The 18,358-nt window shown below is 43.4% G+C and carries 17 protein-coding genes; 6 read left to right on the top strand and 11 right to left on the bottom strand.

Going from position 1 to position 18,358, the window contains the following annotated elements; all coding sequences use genetic code 11:
- Nucleotides 1–15 precede the first annotated feature (15 nt).
- From gspM to ACT3QQ_RS09170, 7 genes are all read right to left on the bottom strand, one after another.
- A complete protein-coding gene (gene gspM, locus ACT3QQ_RS09200; protein ID WP_444527773.1) occupies nucleotides 16–585 on the bottom strand; it encodes a type II secretion system protein GspM in 570 nt (189 codons plus the stop codon).
- Nucleotides 586–617: 32 nt separating this feature from the next.
- Nucleotides 618–1,889 carry a type II secretion system protein GspL gene (gene gspL, locus ACT3QQ_RS09195; RefSeq protein WP_444527772.1) on the bottom strand — a complete coding sequence of 424 codons (1,272 nt, stop codon included), beginning with the start codon at nucleotides 1,887–1,889 and terminating at the stop codon, nucleotides 618–620.
- 46 nt (nucleotides 1,890–1,935) lie between these two features.
- Nucleotides 1,936–2,394 (bottom strand): phosphohistidine phosphatase SixA, encoded by a 459-nt coding sequence (sixA, locus tag ACT3QQ_RS09190; RefSeq protein ID WP_444527771.1) that lies wholly within the window; start codon nucleotides 2,392–2,394, stop codon nucleotides 1,936–1,938.
- Nucleotides 2,395–2,451: 57 nt separating this feature from the next.
- Nucleotides 2,452–3,744 carry an NAD(P)H-dependent glycerol-3-phosphate dehydrogenase gene (locus ACT3QQ_RS09185; RefSeq protein ID WP_444527770.1) on the bottom strand — a complete coding sequence of 431 codons (1,293 nt, stop codon included), beginning with the start codon at nucleotides 3,742–3,744 and terminating at the stop codon, nucleotides 2,452–2,454.
- Nucleotides 3,745–3,870: 126 nt separating this feature from the next.
- Complete coding sequence (locus ACT3QQ_RS09180; RefSeq protein ID WP_444527769.1) at nucleotides 3,871–4,539, bottom strand: nitroreductase family protein; 669 nt, start codon at nucleotides 4,537–4,539, stop codon at nucleotides 3,871–3,873.
- Nucleotides 4,540–4,666: 127 nt separating this feature from the next.
- Nucleotides 4,667–5,770, bottom strand: a complete 1,104-nt coding sequence (gene zapE / locus ACT3QQ_RS09175; RefSeq protein ID WP_444527768.1) for a cell division protein ZapE — start codon at nucleotides 5,768–5,770, stop codon at nucleotides 4,667–4,669.
- Between the two features lie 123 nt (nucleotides 5,771–5,893).
- Nucleotides 5,894–6,553, bottom strand: coding sequence for an alpha/beta hydrolase (locus ACT3QQ_RS09170; protein WP_444527767.1), 660 nt, complete (start codon nucleotides 6,551–6,553; stop codon nucleotides 5,894–5,896).
- A gap of 302 nt (nucleotides 6,554–6,855) precedes the next feature.
- Here ACT3QQ_RS09170 and ACT3QQ_RS09165 point away from each other — a divergent pair, with 302 nt between their 5' ends.
- The 3 genes from ACT3QQ_RS09165 (at nucleotide 6,856) to xseB (ending at nucleotide 9,281) form a co-directional block, all read left to right on the top strand.
- Nucleotides 6,856–7,224: a hypothetical protein gene (locus tag ACT3QQ_RS09165; RefSeq protein ID WP_444521987.1), complete on the top strand. Its 369-nt coding sequence runs from the start codon at nucleotides 6,856–6,858 to the stop codon at nucleotides 7,222–7,224.
- A gap of 223 nt (nucleotides 7,225–7,447) precedes the next feature.
- Complete coding sequence (gene xseA, locus ACT3QQ_RS09160; protein WP_444527766.1) at nucleotides 7,448–8,980, top strand: exodeoxyribonuclease VII large subunit; 1,533 nt, start codon at nucleotides 7,448–7,450, stop codon at nucleotides 8,978–8,980.
- Between the two features lie 55 nt (nucleotides 8,981–9,035).
- Complete coding sequence (gene xseB / locus ACT3QQ_RS09155; protein WP_444527765.1) at nucleotides 9,036–9,281, top strand: exodeoxyribonuclease VII small subunit; 246 nt, start codon at nucleotides 9,036–9,038, stop codon at nucleotides 9,279–9,281.
- 85 nt (nucleotides 9,282–9,366) lie between these two features.
- On the opposite strand, the gene pncB is transcribed toward xseB, so the two are convergent.
- The 4 genes from pncB to ACT3QQ_RS09135 all read right to left on the bottom strand — a co-directional run bounded on the left by pncB (nucleotide 9,367) and on the right by ACT3QQ_RS09135 (nucleotide 15,704).
- Nucleotides 9,367–10,593: a nicotinate phosphoribosyltransferase gene (pncB, locus tag ACT3QQ_RS09150; RefSeq protein ID WP_444527764.1), complete on the bottom strand. Its 1,227-nt coding sequence runs from the start codon at nucleotides 10,591–10,593 to the stop codon at nucleotides 9,367–9,369.
- Nucleotides 10,594–10,855: 262 nt separating this feature from the next.
- Nucleotides 10,856–11,770: an ATP-binding cassette domain-containing protein gene (locus ACT3QQ_RS09145; RefSeq protein ID WP_444527795.1), complete on the bottom strand. Its 915-nt coding sequence runs from the start codon at nucleotides 11,768–11,770 to the stop codon at nucleotides 10,856–10,858.
- A 94-nt stretch (nucleotides 11,771–11,864) separates the two neighbouring features.
- A complete protein-coding gene (locus tag ACT3QQ_RS09140) occupies nucleotides 11,865–13,793 on the bottom strand; it encodes a glycine betaine ABC transporter substrate-binding protein (protein ID WP_444527763.1) in 1,929 nt (642 codons plus the stop codon).
- A 426-nt stretch (nucleotides 13,794–14,219) separates the two neighbouring features.
- Nucleotides 14,220–15,704, bottom strand: a complete 1,485-nt coding sequence (locus ACT3QQ_RS09135; protein ID WP_444527762.1) for a coniferyl aldehyde dehydrogenase — start codon at nucleotides 15,702–15,704, stop codon at nucleotides 14,220–14,222.
- A 396-nt stretch (nucleotides 15,705–16,100) separates the two neighbouring features.
- Here ACT3QQ_RS09135 and lipB point away from each other — a divergent pair, with 396 nt between their 5' ends.
- The 3 genes from lipB to ACT3QQ_RS09120 all read left to right on the top strand — a co-directional run bounded on the left by lipB (nucleotide 16,101) and on the right by ACT3QQ_RS09120 (nucleotide 18,288).
- The gene (gene lipB / locus ACT3QQ_RS09130) at nucleotides 16,101–16,940 is read left to right on the top strand and encodes a lipoyl(octanoyl) transferase LipB (RefSeq protein ID WP_444527761.1); all 840 of its coding nucleotides are present in this window, start codon (nucleotides 16,101–16,103) and stop codon (nucleotides 16,938–16,940) included.
- Nucleotides 16,941–17,134: 194 nt separating this feature from the next.
- Nucleotides 17,135–17,665 (top strand): inorganic diphosphatase, encoded by a 531-nt coding sequence (locus ACT3QQ_RS09125; RefSeq protein WP_290177799.1) that lies wholly within the window; start codon nucleotides 17,135–17,137, stop codon nucleotides 17,663–17,665.
- A 158-nt stretch (nucleotides 17,666–17,823) separates the two neighbouring features.
- Complete coding sequence (locus tag ACT3QQ_RS09120; RefSeq protein ID WP_444527760.1) at nucleotides 17,824–18,288, top strand: hypothetical protein; 465 nt, start codon at nucleotides 17,824–17,826, stop codon at nucleotides 18,286–18,288.
- The last annotated feature ends 70 nt before the right edge of the window (nucleotides 18,289–18,358 follow it).

The following is an 18,358-nucleotide window of genomic DNA, read 5'->3' as shown; positions in this document are numbered from 1 at the left end:
GCAATCTGAGACATTTTAGGAAGTGACCGTTGCTTGCACCTGAATAGATTTGTTAGCCGTGTCTTGTTGCATAGACAGCTGTGTGAACTGCCAGCCTTGCTGTTCAAGCTTGCCCAGCGCAGTGCTTACGACCGCTTGACTAGAATGCGTAAAGCTTAATTGCACTGTATCGCCAGTCGCAACCACCTGAGCGTCTGCTATACCGGAAGTATTGAGCAGCGCGTTAATACGACTCGCAGGCGGCATATCAGCCTCTCCAGTAGCGTTATTACCAGTATTCAATGCACTACTATCAATGTTACCTGCTTGAGCACGCAGCCAAAAATAATCCGCCACTTGCTCCTGATAGTCGTTTTTACTATCGCTCGCTGCTTGATGAACGCTATAGCCACCATAACCGCCGATAAACAACAGCAAAAATATAGACAATATAGCTAGCGCGAGTTGATCACGTGGAGGTAATGCTTGCCAGCGCGTCGTTAATACATTTTGATAATTGTTCATACGCTCTGATAATACGTGGGCCTTAGTACTGGTTGCAGAGACAGCTGCATTACGTTTGGTACGGCGTTGTAATCGTTTCATGTTTTGACCTTTATTACCAATACCTTGATGAGTTACGACGCTGCAGCATTATTTGCCATACCACTGCTTTCTGCAATATTGTTTTCTACCACATTGACAGTAACTTGACCACTAAACTGACCTTGCTCATTACTATTGACTTGCGCAAGTTTGGCATTTAAGCCTTGTTCTACCAGTGTGCTTGTAAATTTATCAAGACTACCGCGATCTGGAGCAATCAGGGTAAAACTGAGTGCTGATGGTTGCATGACTAGTGACTGTGCATGCATTGAGGACTGTTTGATCAGCGGTGATATTCGTGACAATGCCGCCATATGTGATGCAGGCCCTTGGCTATCGCTACGCAGTTTTGGTTGCAGCTGTACTTGCAGTTTGGTGCGCGTACTCAGTTGTTCATCGGCGAACCAAGACTGATACTGTGCTGCAATTGCAGTTTTGGTTGCTGCGGTAGCCTCATTATATTTGTACCATTGCACACCGTCGGTTGCCATTTGCAGCACCAACGCCGATAGCGCAACCATCATCGCCACCCGTAGGTATGGTGATAATTGTGAATCAGTAGATTTAATAAAGAAATTAAGCGCTTGACGTTCGGGATTATCAATTGGCTTAGGTATTGTAGACAGAGTCGTCAGCAATAGCTGATGTTCGGCAGTTAATGCTTTAGTTTGCGCCATTAAATCCACTGACGATGAAGAATCTAGTGACTCAACCGATGTGTCAATAGGTGACTCAATAGACGGCTGCACCATTACCTCACTCAAATGCGGAAAACGCTCAAACATTAACGGCAAATAACTGACGGCCATACCCTGACGCAATGATTGGCGCAGCAGGATAGTTTGCGAATCTTGATAAAGGATCACTTGCTGACCTGCGCCCTCTTCTGGCGGTGGTAACAATAAAAAATCTGGCAGTAACGCCACTATATTCATACCGGCTAGCTGCGCGCTTTGTTGCCATGACTCAATATTATTTTGTGCCAGTGCATACAGTTGTGTCGTATCAGCATGGCTCAATTGGCGAATAGTCAATTGCTCAACAGGCGTTAGTGAGGTTTCTTCAAATAAGTATTGCTTGCCACTATTACCAAGCTGCTTAAGCTGAGCAGTGTTGAGCGCCGTGTCCACTTGCAATGCATGACCTGAGGGAAAATATAAACAAAGCACTTTTTGGCTATTGGACTTATAGTTACTATAGATCGTTTGCAGCTGTTGCCAACCATCAACCATTTGCCATTGCTGTATGTCTTCGTGCCAGACAGCTAGCGGGCTATGCTGCGCTCGTAACCAAACATGTAACACTAAACGTGTCCTCAATTATTGCTGCGGTTATCAAAATATTAGAAATCTAGTAAGGCTGCTCAGGAACAAAACGATCAACTTCCGTTGCCATACCAGTCATCACAAACTCCATGTCAAATACTCTGGCTTCTGCTAAAGAGAAGGACTCAGGATAATCGCCTGTAAGCAATCCTGCGATATAAGCGACAATAGACATATGACAAACAACGACCAAACACTCAGCTTCAATATTGGCAATACCTATTAAAGCTTGGCGAGCATCATCCGATGGCGTGATACTGTCCTGCACAGATGAGGCGACTTGCGGCGCTCTTGACTGGAACGCAGATAAAGTCTGCTGTGCTCTCGTATAAGGGCTAACCAAAAAACGATCTGGGCTATAGTGAGTGGTCACATACTCTGCCGTTTGTGCTGCTTGCTGCTGACCAAAGTCCGTCAGCTGACGCGCGCTATCTGGACGTGTTTCTTCTTCTGCTTGACCATGACGTACTAATATAATTTTCATAACCTTCCTTGGAGCGCTAAGCTCGACTCTCTTGATACTGATTTTTAATGGTGTGTCTTACTCATCAGTATCGCCATCTTTGCTATTGGTATTACTGCCAGAGGTTTTCATATGAGCGGTAAGTGCTGCATTGCTATTATCATGCGCCATGACAAACTCAACATCGCTACGGAATCCTGCTTCCATTAGATGTAGAGCAACGCCTAGAGCAGCCTTGTCTTCATAAATGACTGCATAGAGCGCATGAGTAATTGGCATATAGATACCAGCTTTGGTCGCCTTTTCATGAACTTGCTGGATGGTGTTCACCCCTTCAGCGGTCTGACCAAGTTTTTTAACCGCTGTATCAATACTCATACCGCGACCGAGCATATTACCGATACGATAGTTACGACTTAGCTCTGAGCTACAGGTAGCGTATAAATCACCTACCCCAGATAAGCCTAAGAAAGTAAGCGGATTGGCGCCTTCTTCAACGCCAAAACGACTCATTTCTGCCAAAGCACGAGTAAGTATCATTGCCTTGGTATTCTCACCTACTTCATAAGCGGCTGCCATACCCATAGCGATTGCATAGATGTTTTTTAGAGCCCCGCCAAGCTCAACACCACGCACATCATCACTAGCAAATACTCTGAAAAAGGCACTGTGCAATGCTGCTTGTACGGCATGACGTAGTGGTTCTGACTTACTTGCAATAACCGTAGCAGACGGCATATTTTTCATGATTTCTATGGCAAGATTCGGCCCAGACATGACGCCAAAGTTCACTTCTGGCAATACTTCTTTGATAATGTCACTCATCATCGCAAAGGTGTCTTTTTCCATACCTTTGGTCAACGATACAATAGACTGACCACTGATAAAAGGTGCGATATTTTTTAGCGTTTCGCGAAAGGCCAGACCTGGCACAGCAATAAAAATAACGTCTTTGTCTTTGACGCTTGCCGCCAAATCATGACTGTATTTCAATCGATCATCAAGTTTATAGCCTGGTAGGTACTTTTTATTGGTCTGTGTTTTCGACATTGCTTTTACGGTACGCTTGTTACGTACCCACAGCGTGGTATCACAGCCATTACGTGCGGCTAAATTTGCCATTGCCGTACCGAAACTACCACCACCTAAAAACGCCAAACGTAGCTTAGTCGGATTGCTATGAATGTCCGCCATATCTTTTGCTACACCTGATTCGACAGGGTTAGGGTTTGACTTCTTACGGCCGAGACCTGACTTGGTTGCGCGCTCAAAGATACCTGCAAGCATACCGTTCTGCTTCTCAGATGACTCTTTATCCGTCTCATTGTTAGCACTGCTGTTGCTTTTATTACTGTTGTTAGGGCTTGTCATGTTCTTTTATCCGTGTTGACTAACGTATTATCAATAGAATATATAGTATTCAGTTACTGGCTTGACTCTTTTTGAATTACAACTTTGTGAAATTACAATTTTATAAATAGACAGTACTGAGCTACATTACGACTCAAAGCAAACTAGCGGTTCGATATCGATAGGTTTGCGTTTGGACTCATCCTTGGGACTTGTGCCAGTATAAACAAAAGCGGTCACATAATCATCTGGACCTACGCCGAAATACGCTTTTACCGCAGGCTCATTGCATAGTAGCCCAGTGCGCCAAACCGTACTAAACCCTTGAGCTTTTAATGCCAAGATTAGATTTTGCACAGCAGCACCCGCACTTAGCATTTGCTCGAAAGGTGGTACTTTTTTGTGTTCTTGCATTTGAGTCACAGCCGTTATGATTAGCGGCGCTCGCAATGGCATATTTTGAGTTTTAGCAATAGTTTTCTCAGACAACTCTTCACCGTCTTGTAGCACTTTTATTTGGGCAGCTTCGAGCAAGGCACGGCCTAACTCATGGCGCGCCTCACCTTGCGTCACGATGAAGCGCCACGGACGCAATTTTTTATGATCTGGCGCAGTTGCCGCACACCCAATGGCAGATTCAATCTGCGCACGTGTAGGTGCTGGCTCATCTAAATTGCCCATACTGCGTCTTGAGTTAATCCAACCTATCAGCTCATCACTGGTAGATGAGATATCATTCGCTGCTACTTTTTTAACAGACAGTTTTTTGTCTTTTATTTCTTGGCTTTCATTATTAGTATCGTCAGCTGTAGTCATTGTTTTATCCTTATTTATTATTATCTGTCACTACTTATTATTTATCATGTCATTTTCTTATTTTTTTAAAGGCTATAGAGCAGTTGAGAGCGACACACAGGCAGCCTCAACTCAGCAACAAACTAAGCTACGCAACATCTTCGACTCGATGATCCATGCGTAGATAGTCTTCTGACTGCATCTCAAGCAGACGTGAGCGAGTACGTTCAATTTCAAACGCCAGCTTCTCTCCTTGATACAGTTCTAGAATCGGCTGCTCTGCTCGTACCAATAATTTTACACGGCGATCATAAAACTCATCGACGAGATAAATAAAACGGCGCGTTGGATCACGGTAAGTATCATCATCTAGCGCTGGCACAGAGTCAACTAAAACGGTGCTAAATCGTTTGGCAAGTTCAATGAAATCAGCTGCTGAGCGCGGCGCCATACAGAGATGACGGAAGTCACAGAATAAGATATCTTCGGTACAAGCGTTGATTTTTACTTCTCGTCCATTGATAGTAATGGGCTCTTTACTAATTTTTTGATTATTCGACAGGCTTGCAAAACGGTTGGCTAACCAATGATAGTTCGCTTTAGTAAGTGGCGCTTCGTATAGCTCAGCTTGTTGCAATACGCGCAGACGATAATCGATTCCAGAGTCGATATTCATTACCGTCGTATGACGCTCAACTTCCGCAATAGCAGGCATAAAACGGTCACGATGTAAGCCGTCTTTATACAGTCCAGCTGGCTCAATGTTTGAGGTAGCAACCAAAGTAATACCACGATTGAACAGCATAGTGAATAAATCGCCTAATATCATGGCATCAGAGACGTTCGAAACGAAAAACTCATCAAAGCAGATGATGACCGCTTCTTTATAGATAATATCAGCAACTTTCTCTAACGGATCGCTCTCACCTTGTAGTTTGTTGAGCTCTCTATGGACACGTTGCATAAAATGATGGAAATGCAGACGCATCTTGCGCTCGATGGTCAACGAGTCATAAAACATGTCCATCATCCATGTTTTACCACGGCCGACTCCGCCCCACATATAAAGACCTGTTGGCGCAACAGGTTTTGATTTTAAAAAGCCAAAAAAGCCTTTCTTTTGCGGTGCGCTATTGATGAGCTGTTGATATATCTCATCAAGATAGCTCATGGCCTGAAATTGCTGCTCATCCCGAGTAAACTCATCTGTACTGACGGCTTTCTCGTAACGTTGCAATGGAGATAAACTCATAATACGACTCATCGTTGAATTAAATAAATATCAAAATAATAGGGCAATTTAGCATAACGCTATCAAGCCATGCTAAACCATATCAAAACGAAAACTATGAAGCTGAGCTAGCTATGAATAAACTTAGCTATCCTGTCCAAAGCTATGCTTGTCTAATAAACCTTTGAGCTCTGATAGGCGACCATGGAAAAAGTGACCAGCGCCGTCAACTACGCTAACTTCAATACCCAACCGGTCTGCAAATGCTTGCATATTGTGAGGTTCAATCACCTCGTCCGCATTGCCATAAATCTCAAAAGTTCTATCCGCAGGCAGACTAATATCAGTACTGTCGTTTTTTTCAACCGATGGTGCAATCAGAGCTATTCTCGCTACTTTAAAGTCATCCAATCCCCATATATGTGATGCTTCAAGCACTTGCTCAGCCACGCGTGCCGTGACATAGCCACCAAAAGAAAAACCACCCAACCATAGCTTTCGAGCATTGGTTTGTTCAGCAATCCATTGTAGCACGGTCATTGTATCGACCACTTCACCTTCCGCATAATCGTGCTCGCCTGTCGATTGTCCAACGCCGCGAAAGTTAAAGCGCACCACATGCATACCATTGTCGCGAGCAAAGCGATACATGGTAGTTACCACTTTGTTATTCATCGTACCATTAAACAACGGATTAGGATGGCACAGCAGCGCCACAGTATCTGTATTTGGATCGTTAGGATTATCATTTTGCCACAGTGCGTCAACCTCGAGCACACCAGCAGGAGCAGGAATCAATTGCATAGTATTACTTATTAATAAAAAATGAATGGCTCAATTATCCTAGATACAATTTATATTTCAAGTGATTTGCTGTGTACGGATGCGACTTGTTTTATTTTTGGTCAATAAAGGTTGTCTGCATTTTTGAAATATTACTGTTCTTGGGGTTTCAAACTAGTTTGTATCTATTACAAGATTCATTGGCAATATATCCGTAATACATCACACAATAACGCTCTAGACATTCAATAGATAGATAAGCTATTTTCATAAAGCTTTGCCTATTGCTAAGACGTTCTGTTTATATAAATCAGGAGTTGTTTATGAATACTTTTAATAAAACTGCCAGTTTGACGGCAACGTTAGTGGCTGCACTTGCTTTGAGCGCCTGTCAAAGCACGCCTTCTTCACCAGTGATCCAACGTGCCAACTCTATCTACGAGACAACTGGTATCGCCGAGACCAAAGTCAAAGCACAGCAAAATGCGATCGATAGTGCTCAAAAGACTTGTCGAAGCAAGCAAGTGATCATCGTTGATGACAACACAAAATACAATGGTATCTTGAACGAACGCACTGGCCGTATGGTTGGCCAAGTAGGTGCTGTTGTTGGCTCAATCTTCGGCACAGGTACACCAGATTTGTCACGTGGCGATGATTATGAATACAACATTAACTTCCGTTGCCAATAACAACAACTGCCTGTCAATGAAACAAAACTAACAATCCGTTCGCTAACAAACGACATACCATACCCACTCATCAAGTAGCCAACAAACTGCGATATAGATAATATATCAATCAAAGCTTGTTGGCTTCGCTTTTTGTACTTTCCTTTTTGAGTTAAACTATGCGCTATCGTATTCAGCACATCTTCGTCAGTTTTTATATTTTCATTATCTTTGGTCTAATATTATGCGCAAACCCAATCTTTCAAATATTAAACAGGCCAAAGTATTAACACCTGCCAAAGATTTGGAAACTCTAGAGGCTGAACTCGCTGAGCAAGAAGACCATTTAGAGGATACGGTCCTACGTCTAAGCGATTATTTATCAGCGGTTGAGATGGTCATCAAACAAACTTTTGACCACCGTGTATGGGTAAAGGCTGAAATCCGTAATCTGTCGAGTAAAGGTGGTCACTACTACTTTGAACTGGCAGAAAAAGACGACGATGGCAAAGTAGTCGCCAGTTGTCGTGGCAATCTCTGGCGCTTTAAAGCTGCTCGTGTATTAGCCAAGTTTGAACGCGCGACCGGTATGCCGCTTGAGCGTGACTTGACCGTACTCCTCAAAGTATCGGCAGGGTTCCATGCCCAGTACGGTTTTTCAATCACCATTGAAGATATCGACCCCAGCTATACGCTAGGCGATTTGGCACGGCAATATGCAGAAATGGTCGACCGCTTAACAGGTGAGGGGCTATTACATCTTAATCAACAGCTACCTGCCCCTTTTGATATCGAGCATGTGCTGGTCATCGCCCCTGAAAAGGCAGCTGGATTGGGTGATTTTCAAGCCGATGCCGATCGCTTAGCCAGTACAGGTGCGTGTCACTTCCACTATCATAATGCGACTTTTCAGGGTAATCATGCGCCCGCTGAAATCCGCCAAGCCATCGTTAGCGCCCAGCAGCAGTTTTACGATGCTTATCAGCGTCTACCAGACTTGTTGGTTATTATTCGTGGCGGCGGTGCGGTTGGTGATTTGGCTTATCTCAATGATTATGAGTTGGCAGCTTTGGTTGCTGAGCAGCCCGTCCCTGTCTGGGTGGGCATCGGTCATGAGCGTGACAAAGTCATCTTAGATGAAGTGGCGCATACCAGCTTTGACACACCCTCAAAGGTGATTGCTGCTATCCATAGTCATTTGGCTCAGCTCGTCACTCAGACGCTACAATATCAAGCACAAATCAAGCAAGCGGCTCAGCGTCAACTAAATATTGCTGAGCAACAAACCGCACGCCAGTTGAGCCAAATACAGTCGCAAACGATTGGACAACTCACCGCTCTACGAAAAGACAGTGATTATGCATGGCGTAGTATTCAACAAAGTGCCCAGCGTCAAGTAAAACAGGCAAGCAGATTGACGGCTGAGCGATACACGCAAACGCAAACCTTAGCGCATCAACAACTCGCAAAAGCCGCTACCAATAGCAAAAGTTATCAAGCGTCAATCATGCAAAACGCGCAGCAGAAAATTGTGCAAGCACAGCGCGATAGCGAACATCTACGTGATATTGTGCTATTACATCGTCCGTCTCGCGTGCTCAAGCAAGGCTATACCATGCTCACAGATGCTCAAGACAAGCAGACACTCACCAGTAGCACTCAACTGTCTGCTGAACAAACAGTCAATATCATTTTAAAAGATGGCAACGCAAAAGCGCAGATTGTCGATGTCAATACGAATCAAAAAGCGCCGGAAAACTCAAACACTCTAACTTAACCACATAATAATATATAACGATTACTTATCTTACTTTTAAAAATTAGGAAGCTTCATGACTACCCCTACTCGCCGACGCAAAAAAGCCGCCCCAAAAACCTTTAAGGCGGCTTATGATATCTTAAAAACCAATGCGGCTGAGCTGCAGCAGCAGGATGAGCCTGATATTGATAACCTAATGACAACGGTTGAAGAGTCGATTGCCGCTTATCGTGTTTGCGAAACTCGTATCAATGCTGTACAGCAAGCATTGGATGTAGCCTTTGCTGAAGAAAAATCTACCAGCAGTCTCGATAGTTAAATAGAAAACAGCCACTGGGTAGCAGCTGATTAGTCAAACCAAGCACATCAATCTCATTTGGCAACGCAACAGTTTAATATTCGGTTTACTCTGGTTCGTCAACTTCAAAGACTTGACGCAGGTAGGCAAGATACGTGTCGTTATTGATCATGGTCTTGCCTGGGCTATCAGACAGCTTGGCGACTGGCTGACCATTGCACTCTACCAATTTAAGCACGATATTAATCGGTGTGATACCCATATCATTGGTCAGATTGGTACCAATACCAAAGCTGGTTCTAATGCGATCTTTGAAATATTGATGCAGCTCCCACGCCTTCTCTAAATTTAACCCATCGCTAAAGGTCAAAATCTTTGTCTTTGGGTCTATTTTTAGCTTCTCATAATGGGCAATCGCCTTATCACCCCAGATGTAAGGGTCGCCACTATCATGACGCAGACCGTCGAATAGCTTGGCAAAATACAAATCAAAATCACGTAAAAACGCGTCCATTCCGACCACATCAGTCAACGCGATACCTAAGTCCCCACGATACTCATGCACCCATGCTTCAAGCGCAGCCTTTTGTGAGTCACGCAGACGCACATCTAATGCCTGAAATGCCTGCATAAACTCATGCGCCATAGTGCCTATTGGCGTCATTCCTAATTGCTTGGCCAAATACACGTTTGATGTACCACCGACAATCTTTGGCTCGGCTTTATGTAAGGTCTCTACAACATGTGCTTGCCAGCGTTGACTAAAGCGCCTACGCGTACCAAAATCAGCGACAATAAATGGCGGCGTATCCTGACCGTACTGAGCTTGCTTTTCGGCATACTGATGCAATAGCGCCACTTTTTCATCAAGGCGACGTTGTCCTTCTTCAATCACGCTATCATTAGAGAGCGCATTAAAATAAAGCTCGTTAACGATAGCCAACACAAATACCTCAAAGAACATCGCTTGAATCATCGGCCCTTCGATATCAATAAACAGGCGACCTTTATCGTCTGTACTTACCGTAATAAAACGGCGTTTTAATTTAAACAGCTCTAGATAGTCCACAAAATCCGAGCGAATAAAGCGTAGGCTACGTAAGTATTCTAGCTCATCTGGCAAAAAGCGTAATTCGCATAAGCTGTCTAGTTGCTGCTCTAGATCTTTTTGAATATCAGACAATGGATAGGCTGCATCTTTATTATTGCGGCAGCGAAAACGGTAAACACCATGGGTTTGCGGGAACTGATGCAGCATGGCTTGTAACATCGTAAATTTGTACAAATCATTATCAAGTAATGAAGTAATAATAGGTGCATAAGAAACAATCATGCTATGGCCTTAAAAGTGCAAAAATAAAAAACAAACGTCATTTGATAGACAAAGCGACATCATATATGAACGACAAACAATACACGCTTATTCATTATGAGCCATCGATAAATCGTTCAGTATAACGAAGTTTGGTATTTATTTCAGAGTTCACTTTTGATTGTAGCGAAACGACCGTAAGATGATGGCAATTACTTAACCCCTTCATAAAGATATCACCCAAGTTTATCCAGAAAATCTATTTGTAGGTGGTTATTACGGCTTACGCTTTTGCACTCATAAACTGCTCAACATAATCATCAGAAGGATTATGTCGCAACTCGCTCGGCGTACCCGTTTGTATGAGTCGACCGCCATTTAGCATACTGATACGCTGACCTACTTTGACAGCTTCATCAATATCATGAGTGATAAACACAATGGTTTTGTTCAATCGTTCTTGTAATTCGAGTAGTTGGTCTTGCAACTGAGCACGAATGAGTGGATCAAGTGCAGAGAACGCTTCATCCATTAGCAGAATTGGATTATCCGTCGCTAAGGCACGAGCTAGACCAACGCGCTGCTGCATACCGCCTGAAAGCTCATCAGGGTAGCTGTTTTCCAAATTTGATAGCCCCACTTCATTAAGCCAATGTCTAGCTGTTTCATGTCGCTCGTTTACGCTCATTTTTCGGACACGCAAACCGTATGCGACATTTTGTATAACCGTCATATGTGGCACTAAGCCAAAGTGCTGAAAAACCATACTGACTGTCTGTTGACGATAATGCTGCAACTGCTTGTCATTGAGCGCTAAAATATTAGTAGCCGTAGCAGAGCTCTCTTCTACTACTACCGTACTTACATTATCTGTCGCTAATTGCCTATCAGTTGTAGTGTGAGTCGCATGGTCTCTATTCAGAGCAGTATCTACCCATATCTCGCCACTGGTTGGATCGATCAAGCGGTTAATATGTCGTATCAGCGTTGACTTGCCCGAACCTGACAATCCCATGATGCAATGCAACTCACCTGCCTTGATATCTAGATTGATATCATAAAGGCCAACTGAATAGCCCGTTTGCTCTTTTACCTTGATGCTATCCATACCCTCAGCCAGTAATGCCAATGCAGACTGTGCTTGCGTGCTATTGGCATTATAAATCTTACTGATGTTTTTTAATTGGATATGATTCATCATTGCTCTCATTGCTCTCATTGTTCATGTGGTTTTTATTATTATGACGGTGGTCGATTAACATAAGTTCAGTCATATCCCATCAGATAACCTTCTATCCAATCGGACGTCTACCTGCTTCAATGGTTTTTTGACGGGTACGCTTACCTTGACCAAATGCTTGCGTGATACGGTCGATAATAATGGCAATGATAACGATAGCCGTACCTGCTTGTAAGCCTTGACCGATATTGAGCGTTTGGATAGATTGCAGTACGTCTTCCCCAAGCCCAGGAGCACCAATCATTGAAGCCAATACCACCATAGCCAGCGACATCATCACGGCCTGATTGATACCTGCCATAATACTGGGCAATGCTTGTGGTAGTTTAATCCAAAGAAGCAGCTGTAGATGGGTACTACCAAAAGAGCGTCCTGCCTCAACCATTTCATGGTTAACTTGCGCAATCCCTAATGATGTCAAACGAATCAAGGGTGGCAGCGCATAAATGACGGTTGCAAATAACGCAGGCACTTTACCAATACCAAACAGCATCAGCACTGGTATAAGATAGACGAAACTCGGCATCGTCTGCATGACATCTAGCACTGGCGTCACTAGCTTACGTAGTAGCTTGCTACCTGACATGGCGATACCAATAGGAATACCAATCACAACCGTAACCAGTACCGATACGATAAGCAGCGCTAAAGTATCGATCAGTGCGCCCCACAATCCAAAAGCACCTATCAAAAACAATCCTGCACCACATGCCAGCGCAAACCAAATTTTGCGGACACCAAACCAACCAAGTACGGTCACAAATGCAATAATAAGCCAAGGTGGAATAGCAGTTAATAACCGCTCAATAGGTAGTAGCAGATAAGTAAGGGCCATCGTACTAATAGTACGGAATACATCGCCATAGTTTTGAACGACGCTTGCTAAAGCATTATTGAGTGGTGTCTCAAGCGACCATGAAGGAAAGCTTGATGATAGCGCTGACTGATTGGTGTTTGATGCAGCTGTCTCTGTATCGATAGCACCCGTTGAGCTAAGGCCTAACTTAGTAGATAGATTAGTTGCTGCTTCATCGGATAACCACGCTTGCCAAACGTCTGGGTTTTCACGTAAAAATACCATAGCTTGCTCGTCGCCAGTGCGTTTACTTTCGCTCATTTCCAAGATAGCACTATTTAGCTCATCAGAGGTAAATTGCACCTTTTCAAAGACAGTTGCTAATTCAGGGTTGGATTCGATAAATGGCGTAGAAACGGCAATACCTAAGGGTGATACGGGAAACCCTGACACACAGTCCATCTTACCATCGGCGAGCAGTAAGTTTTGCCAACATTCATCCTCATGAGCTGGAAACTCTAATGGCGCAAGGTCGTATTTTGCCATTAGCCCAGTGGGTTGCCAGTAGTAGAACAGCAGTGGCTTATGCTGTTCAAAAGCGGAAGCGATTTCAGCATCGAGAGCAGCACCCGTACCAGGATGTGCGTTGTTAAAGAGACTGTCTAAACCAGTGGTTTTTAGCAAACGTGTGTTAAAAATCTCACAGGTCCAACCAGATGGACAGTTCATAAAACGTGATTTACTAGGCTCTTCAGGGTCTTTAAATAGCTCAGTATATTTAGGTAAATCTTGATAGCTGCGCAGTCCTGGGTTCTCTTCCAAGACGTACCTTGGAACATACCAACCTTGAGTTGCACCGCCTTTTAGCGTATCGCCAATGACAGCCACTTTATTTTGCTCAATAGCTTTTTCCATGATTGGCGAACGTCCAATCCACTGCTCCCCAATGACCTGAATGTCGTTCTGTGATAACGCGGTATCAAGTGCAGGACCGGCTCCTGGCACTTCTTCTACCGTACAGCCGTACCCATCTTCTACGATATATTTGAGCACACCGGAAGTAAACTGCCCACTCTCCCAAGTTAGTGCCCCAAATTTAATCGGCGACTCACACGCGGCAGAAGCCGATACAGGCAGTAGTAACGCGCTCATACACAGTAAGCTTAAAGCAATCCATTGGCGCATGCGCTTTCCTATTATCATGTTGTATCGGTATAAAATTACTGTTGAAACAATAGAACTAAAGAAAAACGGCTAAACGTCGCTATATGATATTACCAATGCTATCTATAAGCCATTCAGCTACTATCTACTGTTGTTTGGACTTACTACAAAGTGTAACGACTTCTAGAAGTGATGACAAATGCTTATTTGTCGACTAATGCACTAGATAAATTTACGACAATCTTGATACCGCTCTTATGGTAAATAGCACTAAACTTTAGAAATTCATATTTAAGCAATCAATGTTTTAGACAAAAAAATAGCACCCATTTGGGTGGGTGCTATTTGTTATGATATCGATTAACAAAGGTCACTACTTACTTTCATAACTACAATAAACGTCTACTTCAAGAACCGTTATTTCAAAAACGGTTATTTTAAAGACCTTTACTTCAAGAACAACGCCATCGCCTTTTTAAACAATCCACCATACGGCGGCAACAATAAATTAAGGCCATTAAGTTTGGTTTGTACAAATACAGGCTTCATATGGCTGAGGCGTTCAAAGCCAGCCTTACCATGATAGGCACCTGTACCAGAGTCACCCACACCACCAAATGGCAAATCGTGCTGAGCCACATGTATCAAAACTTCGTTGATACAAAGACCACCTGAGACCGTGTTGTTGCGCACGTTTTCGATACTGCTATAGTTATCACTGAACACATATAGCGCCAATGGCCGTGGGCGCGAGTTCACAAAGTAAATGGCATCATCAAGCGTTTCATAATGCATCAGCGGCAAAATCGGAGCAAAAATCTCGTTTTGCATGAGTTCACTATCAGGCGCAGGCTCGCTGACGATGACTGGTGGCATGAGGCGAGTCTCTATATTGGCCTCGGCGGTAGTTAGCGCATGCATCTCACCATCTGTTAAAGCATCTAAATAGCCTTTTACCCGTTTAAACTGATCACTATTAATGATGCGAGAATAGTCTGGATTTTCTTCAATATTAGGATAGTGTTTGGTCATCCACTCTTTTGCTAGCTGAATGAATTGGTCATGATACTGACGTTGAATCAAGACATAATCTGGCGCAATACATGTCTGTCCAGCATTTAGCGTCTTACCCATCATTACACGATTGACAACAGATTCTAGATTGGCATCATCTAGTACAATTACTGGTGATTTGCCGCCAAGCTCAAGCGTCACTGGTGTCAAATTAGGCGCTGCTGCTGCCATCACTTTTTTGCCTACCGCAGTCGATCCTGTATATAGCAGATGATCAAACGGTAACTCACTAAAGGCGGCGGCAATTTCAACTTCACCGAGCACCACACAAATCATATCTGGTGAGAAATAACGAGCAATGGCATCAGCGAATGCCTGAGCAAATTGCGGTGCAGCCTCACTCATCTTGACCATGATTCGGTTGCCCGCAGTCAGCGCGTCAATCATTGGCCCTATTGCCAAATACAGGGGATAATTCCAAGGCACCATAATACCGACCACACCCAATGGCTGTGGTTGAATTTCATTATGGGCTGGCATATATAATGCTGAAATAGGCGCACGATGTGTTTTCATCCACTTTTTGCCGTGTTTCTTGGCGTGGCTAATACCAGTAAAGCTAGGAAACATCTCAGCAAACTGTGTCTCTGACTGACTACGATAGCCAAAGTCTGCGCTAATAGCTTTTGCAAAGCTTTCTTGATTATCACTCAGCATTACCTCTAGATTGTCTAGTTGCGTTGCACGAGTGCCCCAATCATTGATTGGTTGCGTACGACTTAATATCTGCAAGCGCAAAAACTGTGCTTTCATCTCATCGATAGTCGTTGCCGTACTTAGTGCTTCAGGCACACGCTGCAGCTCAAAACCTGTATCGGTCACTGCCTGCTCATGGGCGCTTTGGTTACTATCTGTCATTTGCCTTCCTTGTCATAGTCATAAGGTTTGTAGTCACTGCACTATATTTGGTTAGAAGCTCTATCTGTCTAGTCGGGTGCGCTCGTTGATAACCTGCTCTGACCATACATTTTCATCAGATTCCATTTACCATACTTTAATGTAGCGCATCGACTGAGCAATGAACAGTACCTTTGGTCAACTAGTGCGTTTGTACTAGTAGCACCGCTATGAGTCACTTGGCGCTGTTATATACCTGTTATTTCATCGCTCATTACCAAGCTATATGTTATTAGTATTTACACCTTCTATAGACATTGGGATAGCATATAACTTTGGGCGAGAGTCGCCAAAACTGCTACACTACCAATGAGCATTATTTATTTTCACCTTGATAATAATAAGACAGATACTCTCATGCAAAATGACACACAACCTCTTAATGATACGCTTATTAGTAAATCTCTATCAACGGCCGATTATGTCCCTACTCTCGATGCAATGTTGGCACGTACTCTCGAACGTATTGATCTAAAAAAGCAGCAAGGGCTGCGTACGCCTGATGAATTATGGATTGTCGATCATAACGACGTCTACACACTTGGGCAGGCAGGCAAAGAAGAGCATATATTGCAGCGTACTGATACGCCTATCATCAAGACAGATCGCGGCGGTCAGGTGACATGGCATGGTCATGGGCAATTGGTTATCTATTGGTTATTTGACTTGGACAGTCTCAAATGGAGTGTGCGCAATCTCGTTTCACACGCTGAGCAAGCGATCGAAGACGTCATCAATGACTGTTTGCGTAGCTCACCATCTAACAGTGATAATATCAGTGCGCATGCGCGCCGTGACGCCCCTGGTGTCTACCTATATGCCGACAATACTGCAACAGACGACAGCACCACTACAGATAATAAATCTCTTGATAATAAAATTATGCTTGGAAAAATGGCCTCGCTAGGCTTCAAGATTAAGCATGGCTTTAGCTATCATGGTATTGCCATTAATCTAAATTGTGACTTATCTTCATTTAACGCTATCAATCCTTGTGGTTATGCAGGCATGCAAATGCTACGGCTGTCTGACTTTGTAGCCATGCAAACAGATTCAGAGCAAAAAGAGCCAGAAGCGCAAACCGAACAGCACACGAGTAATTCATTCAGCTATGATGTAGTCACTCAAAAACTTGTTGATAACATCGCCAAGCGCCATGCTGGACTGATTGAGTTGCGAGCAATCACACCCAAATGAGTTTTGAGCCTACCTCTGCATAATCTTTTTTTGCATAATATCTTGCACGCTTAGACTTAAGCATTAAGAGAAAATTCAGTACAAACTTGCTATAATCGCATGCAGTACAAATCGGACACAGCAACTATCCTTACTGTATCCCTAGCACGGCCCCTTATTCAAACATTTAAAACAAAAGCAAATTGGAGCATTTTATGGCAGATTTTAATAAAATTTTGGACGCAGGCGACGTAGACGGCGGCATCATCAACGTAGTAGTAGAAATCCCAGCTGGTAGCAGCCATAAAATTGAGTGGAATCGCGAATTAGCCGTATTTGAGCTTGACCGTATTGACCCACAGATTTTTGCCAAACCTTGTAACTATGGTTTCATTCCACAAACACTTGACGAAGATGGCGATGAGCTTGACGTATTGCTATTGACTGAACAGCCACTGCCAACTGGCATTTTCTTAAAAGCCAAAGTTATCGGTGTAATGAAGTTTGTTGATGATGGCGAAGTAGATGACAAAATCGTTGTTGTTCCTGCTGACGATCGCGACACAGGCAATGCTTACAACAGCTTAGAAGACCTACCAAAGCAGTTAATCAATCAACTAGAGTTCCATTTCAGTCATTACAAAGACTTGAAAAAAGCGGGCACCACTGTCGTTGAATCTTGGGGTGACGTGAGCGAAGCCAAAGAAGTTATCAAAGAATCTATCCAACGTTGGAAAGATCTATAATTTATTAAATATTGGTAGAAATGCTGATAAAGATAAATAATAAAATACCGCCGTCACAATAGTGGCCGCGGTATTTTTTTGCTTGAACATTGCTTATCTAACATGGTTATAATGAGCACACTACTCATTCAAACTTATATGTCGTAATAAGGACAATCATGTTTAACCCCGACCCTAGTGACAAATCGGTCAATACAAAGTTGCCAAAAGACGTCATTATGATGATCGAAAAAAATAACCTCGTAATGGCTATTAAAACTTTGTCGGCAGACGAAAACATCAGCATGGATGAAGCCAAAAGCAGAATTGATGCTTATGAAACCCAGCTAAAGGTAAAGCAACAACAAAAACTCAATACGATCGCTAGTAAACAAGGTATTCCGAATGGCGCCATCAGTTTTGATAGAGAGCAAGAGGAAGATGAACCTGGGCCACTGGTAAAAAATCGCGTTAAGACTACCAAGAAAAACCAAGGTTTTAAGGGATTGCAAGATGGTGTCGACAATCAGCTAAATGACTTGGGCTATAAGAAATCTCTACTGCCCTATTGGCTAAAACGACTGCTCGTGATTGCTCTCTTGATGATAGGGATGTTTTGGATATTGTGGCGAGTGTTTGGTTAAGCGAGTTAGCTAAATAAACGATTGAATAAAGATGTTTTTTATAGATTTGCATACCGACTAGCGGCACCTT

The organism is Psychrobacter sp. AOP7-A1-24, assembly GCF_052376235.1.
Classification (GTDB): Bacteria; Pseudomonadota; Gammaproteobacteria; order Pseudomonadales; family Moraxellaceae; genus Psychrobacter.
This window is presented reverse-complemented; position numbering and strand designations above follow the sequence as displayed.

What these genes read in the sequence shown, in the direction of transcription:
- ACT3QQ_RS09145 (WP_444527795.1), bottom strand. Translation starts at nt 11,770, where the DNA reads ATGAATCATATCCAATTAAAAAACATCAGTAAGATTTATAATGCCAAT.
- gspM (WP_444527773.1), bottom strand. Translation starts at nt 585, where the DNA reads ATGAAACGATTACAACGCCGTACCAAACGTAATGCAGCTGTCTCTGCA.
- ACT3QQ_RS09135 (WP_444527762.1), bottom strand. Translation starts at nt 15,704, where the DNA reads ATGACAGATAGTAACCAAAGCGCCCATGAGCAGGCAGTGACCGATACA.
- sixA (WP_444527771.1), bottom strand. Translation starts at nt 2,394, where the DNA reads ATGAAAATTATATTAGTACGTCATGGTCAAGCAGAAGAAGAAACACGT.
- lipB (WP_444527761.1), top strand. Translation starts at nt 16,101, where the DNA reads ATGCAAAATGACACACAACCTCTTAATGATACGCTTATTAGTAAATCT.
- ACT3QQ_RS09120 (WP_444527760.1), top strand. Translation starts at nt 17,824, where the DNA reads ATGTTTAACCCCGACCCTAGTGACAAATCGGTCAATACAAAGTTGCCA.
- ACT3QQ_RS09165 (WP_444521987.1), top strand. Translation starts at nt 6,856, where the DNA reads ATGAATACTTTTAATAAAACTGCCAGTTTGACGGCAACGTTAGTGGCT.
- ACT3QQ_RS09185 (WP_444527770.1), bottom strand. Translation starts at nt 3,744, where the DNA reads ATGACAAGCCCTAACAACAGTAATAAAAGCAACAGCAGTGCTAACAAT.
- ACT3QQ_RS09125 (WP_290177799.1), top strand. Translation starts at nt 17,135, where the DNA reads ATGGCAGATTTTAATAAAATTTTGGACGCAGGCGACGTAGACGGCGGC.
- ACT3QQ_RS09170 (WP_444527767.1), bottom strand. Translation starts at nt 6,553, where the DNA reads ATGCAATTGATTCCTGCTCCTGCTGGTGTGCTCGAGGTTGACGCACTG.
- xseB (WP_444527765.1), top strand. Translation starts at nt 9,036, where the DNA reads ATGACTACCCCTACTCGCCGACGCAAAAAAGCCGCCCCAAAAACCTTT.
- ACT3QQ_RS09140 (WP_444527763.1), bottom strand. Translation starts at nt 13,793, where the DNA reads ATGCGCCAATGGATTGCTTTAAGCTTACTGTGTATGAGCGCGTTACTA.
- ACT3QQ_RS09180 (WP_444527769.1), bottom strand. Translation starts at nt 4,539, where the DNA reads ATGACTACAGCTGACGATACTAATAATGAAAGCCAAGAAATAAAAGAC.
- pncB (WP_444527764.1), bottom strand. Translation starts at nt 10,593, where the DNA reads ATGATTGTTTCTTATGCACCTATTATTACTTCATTACTTGATAATGAT.
- xseA (WP_444527766.1), top strand. Translation starts at nt 7,448, where the DNA reads ATGCGCAAACCCAATCTTTCAAATATTAAACAGGCCAAAGTATTAACA.
- zapE (WP_444527768.1), bottom strand. Translation starts at nt 5,770, where the DNA reads ATGAGTTTATCTCCATTGCAACGTTACGAGAAAGCCGTCAGTACAGAT.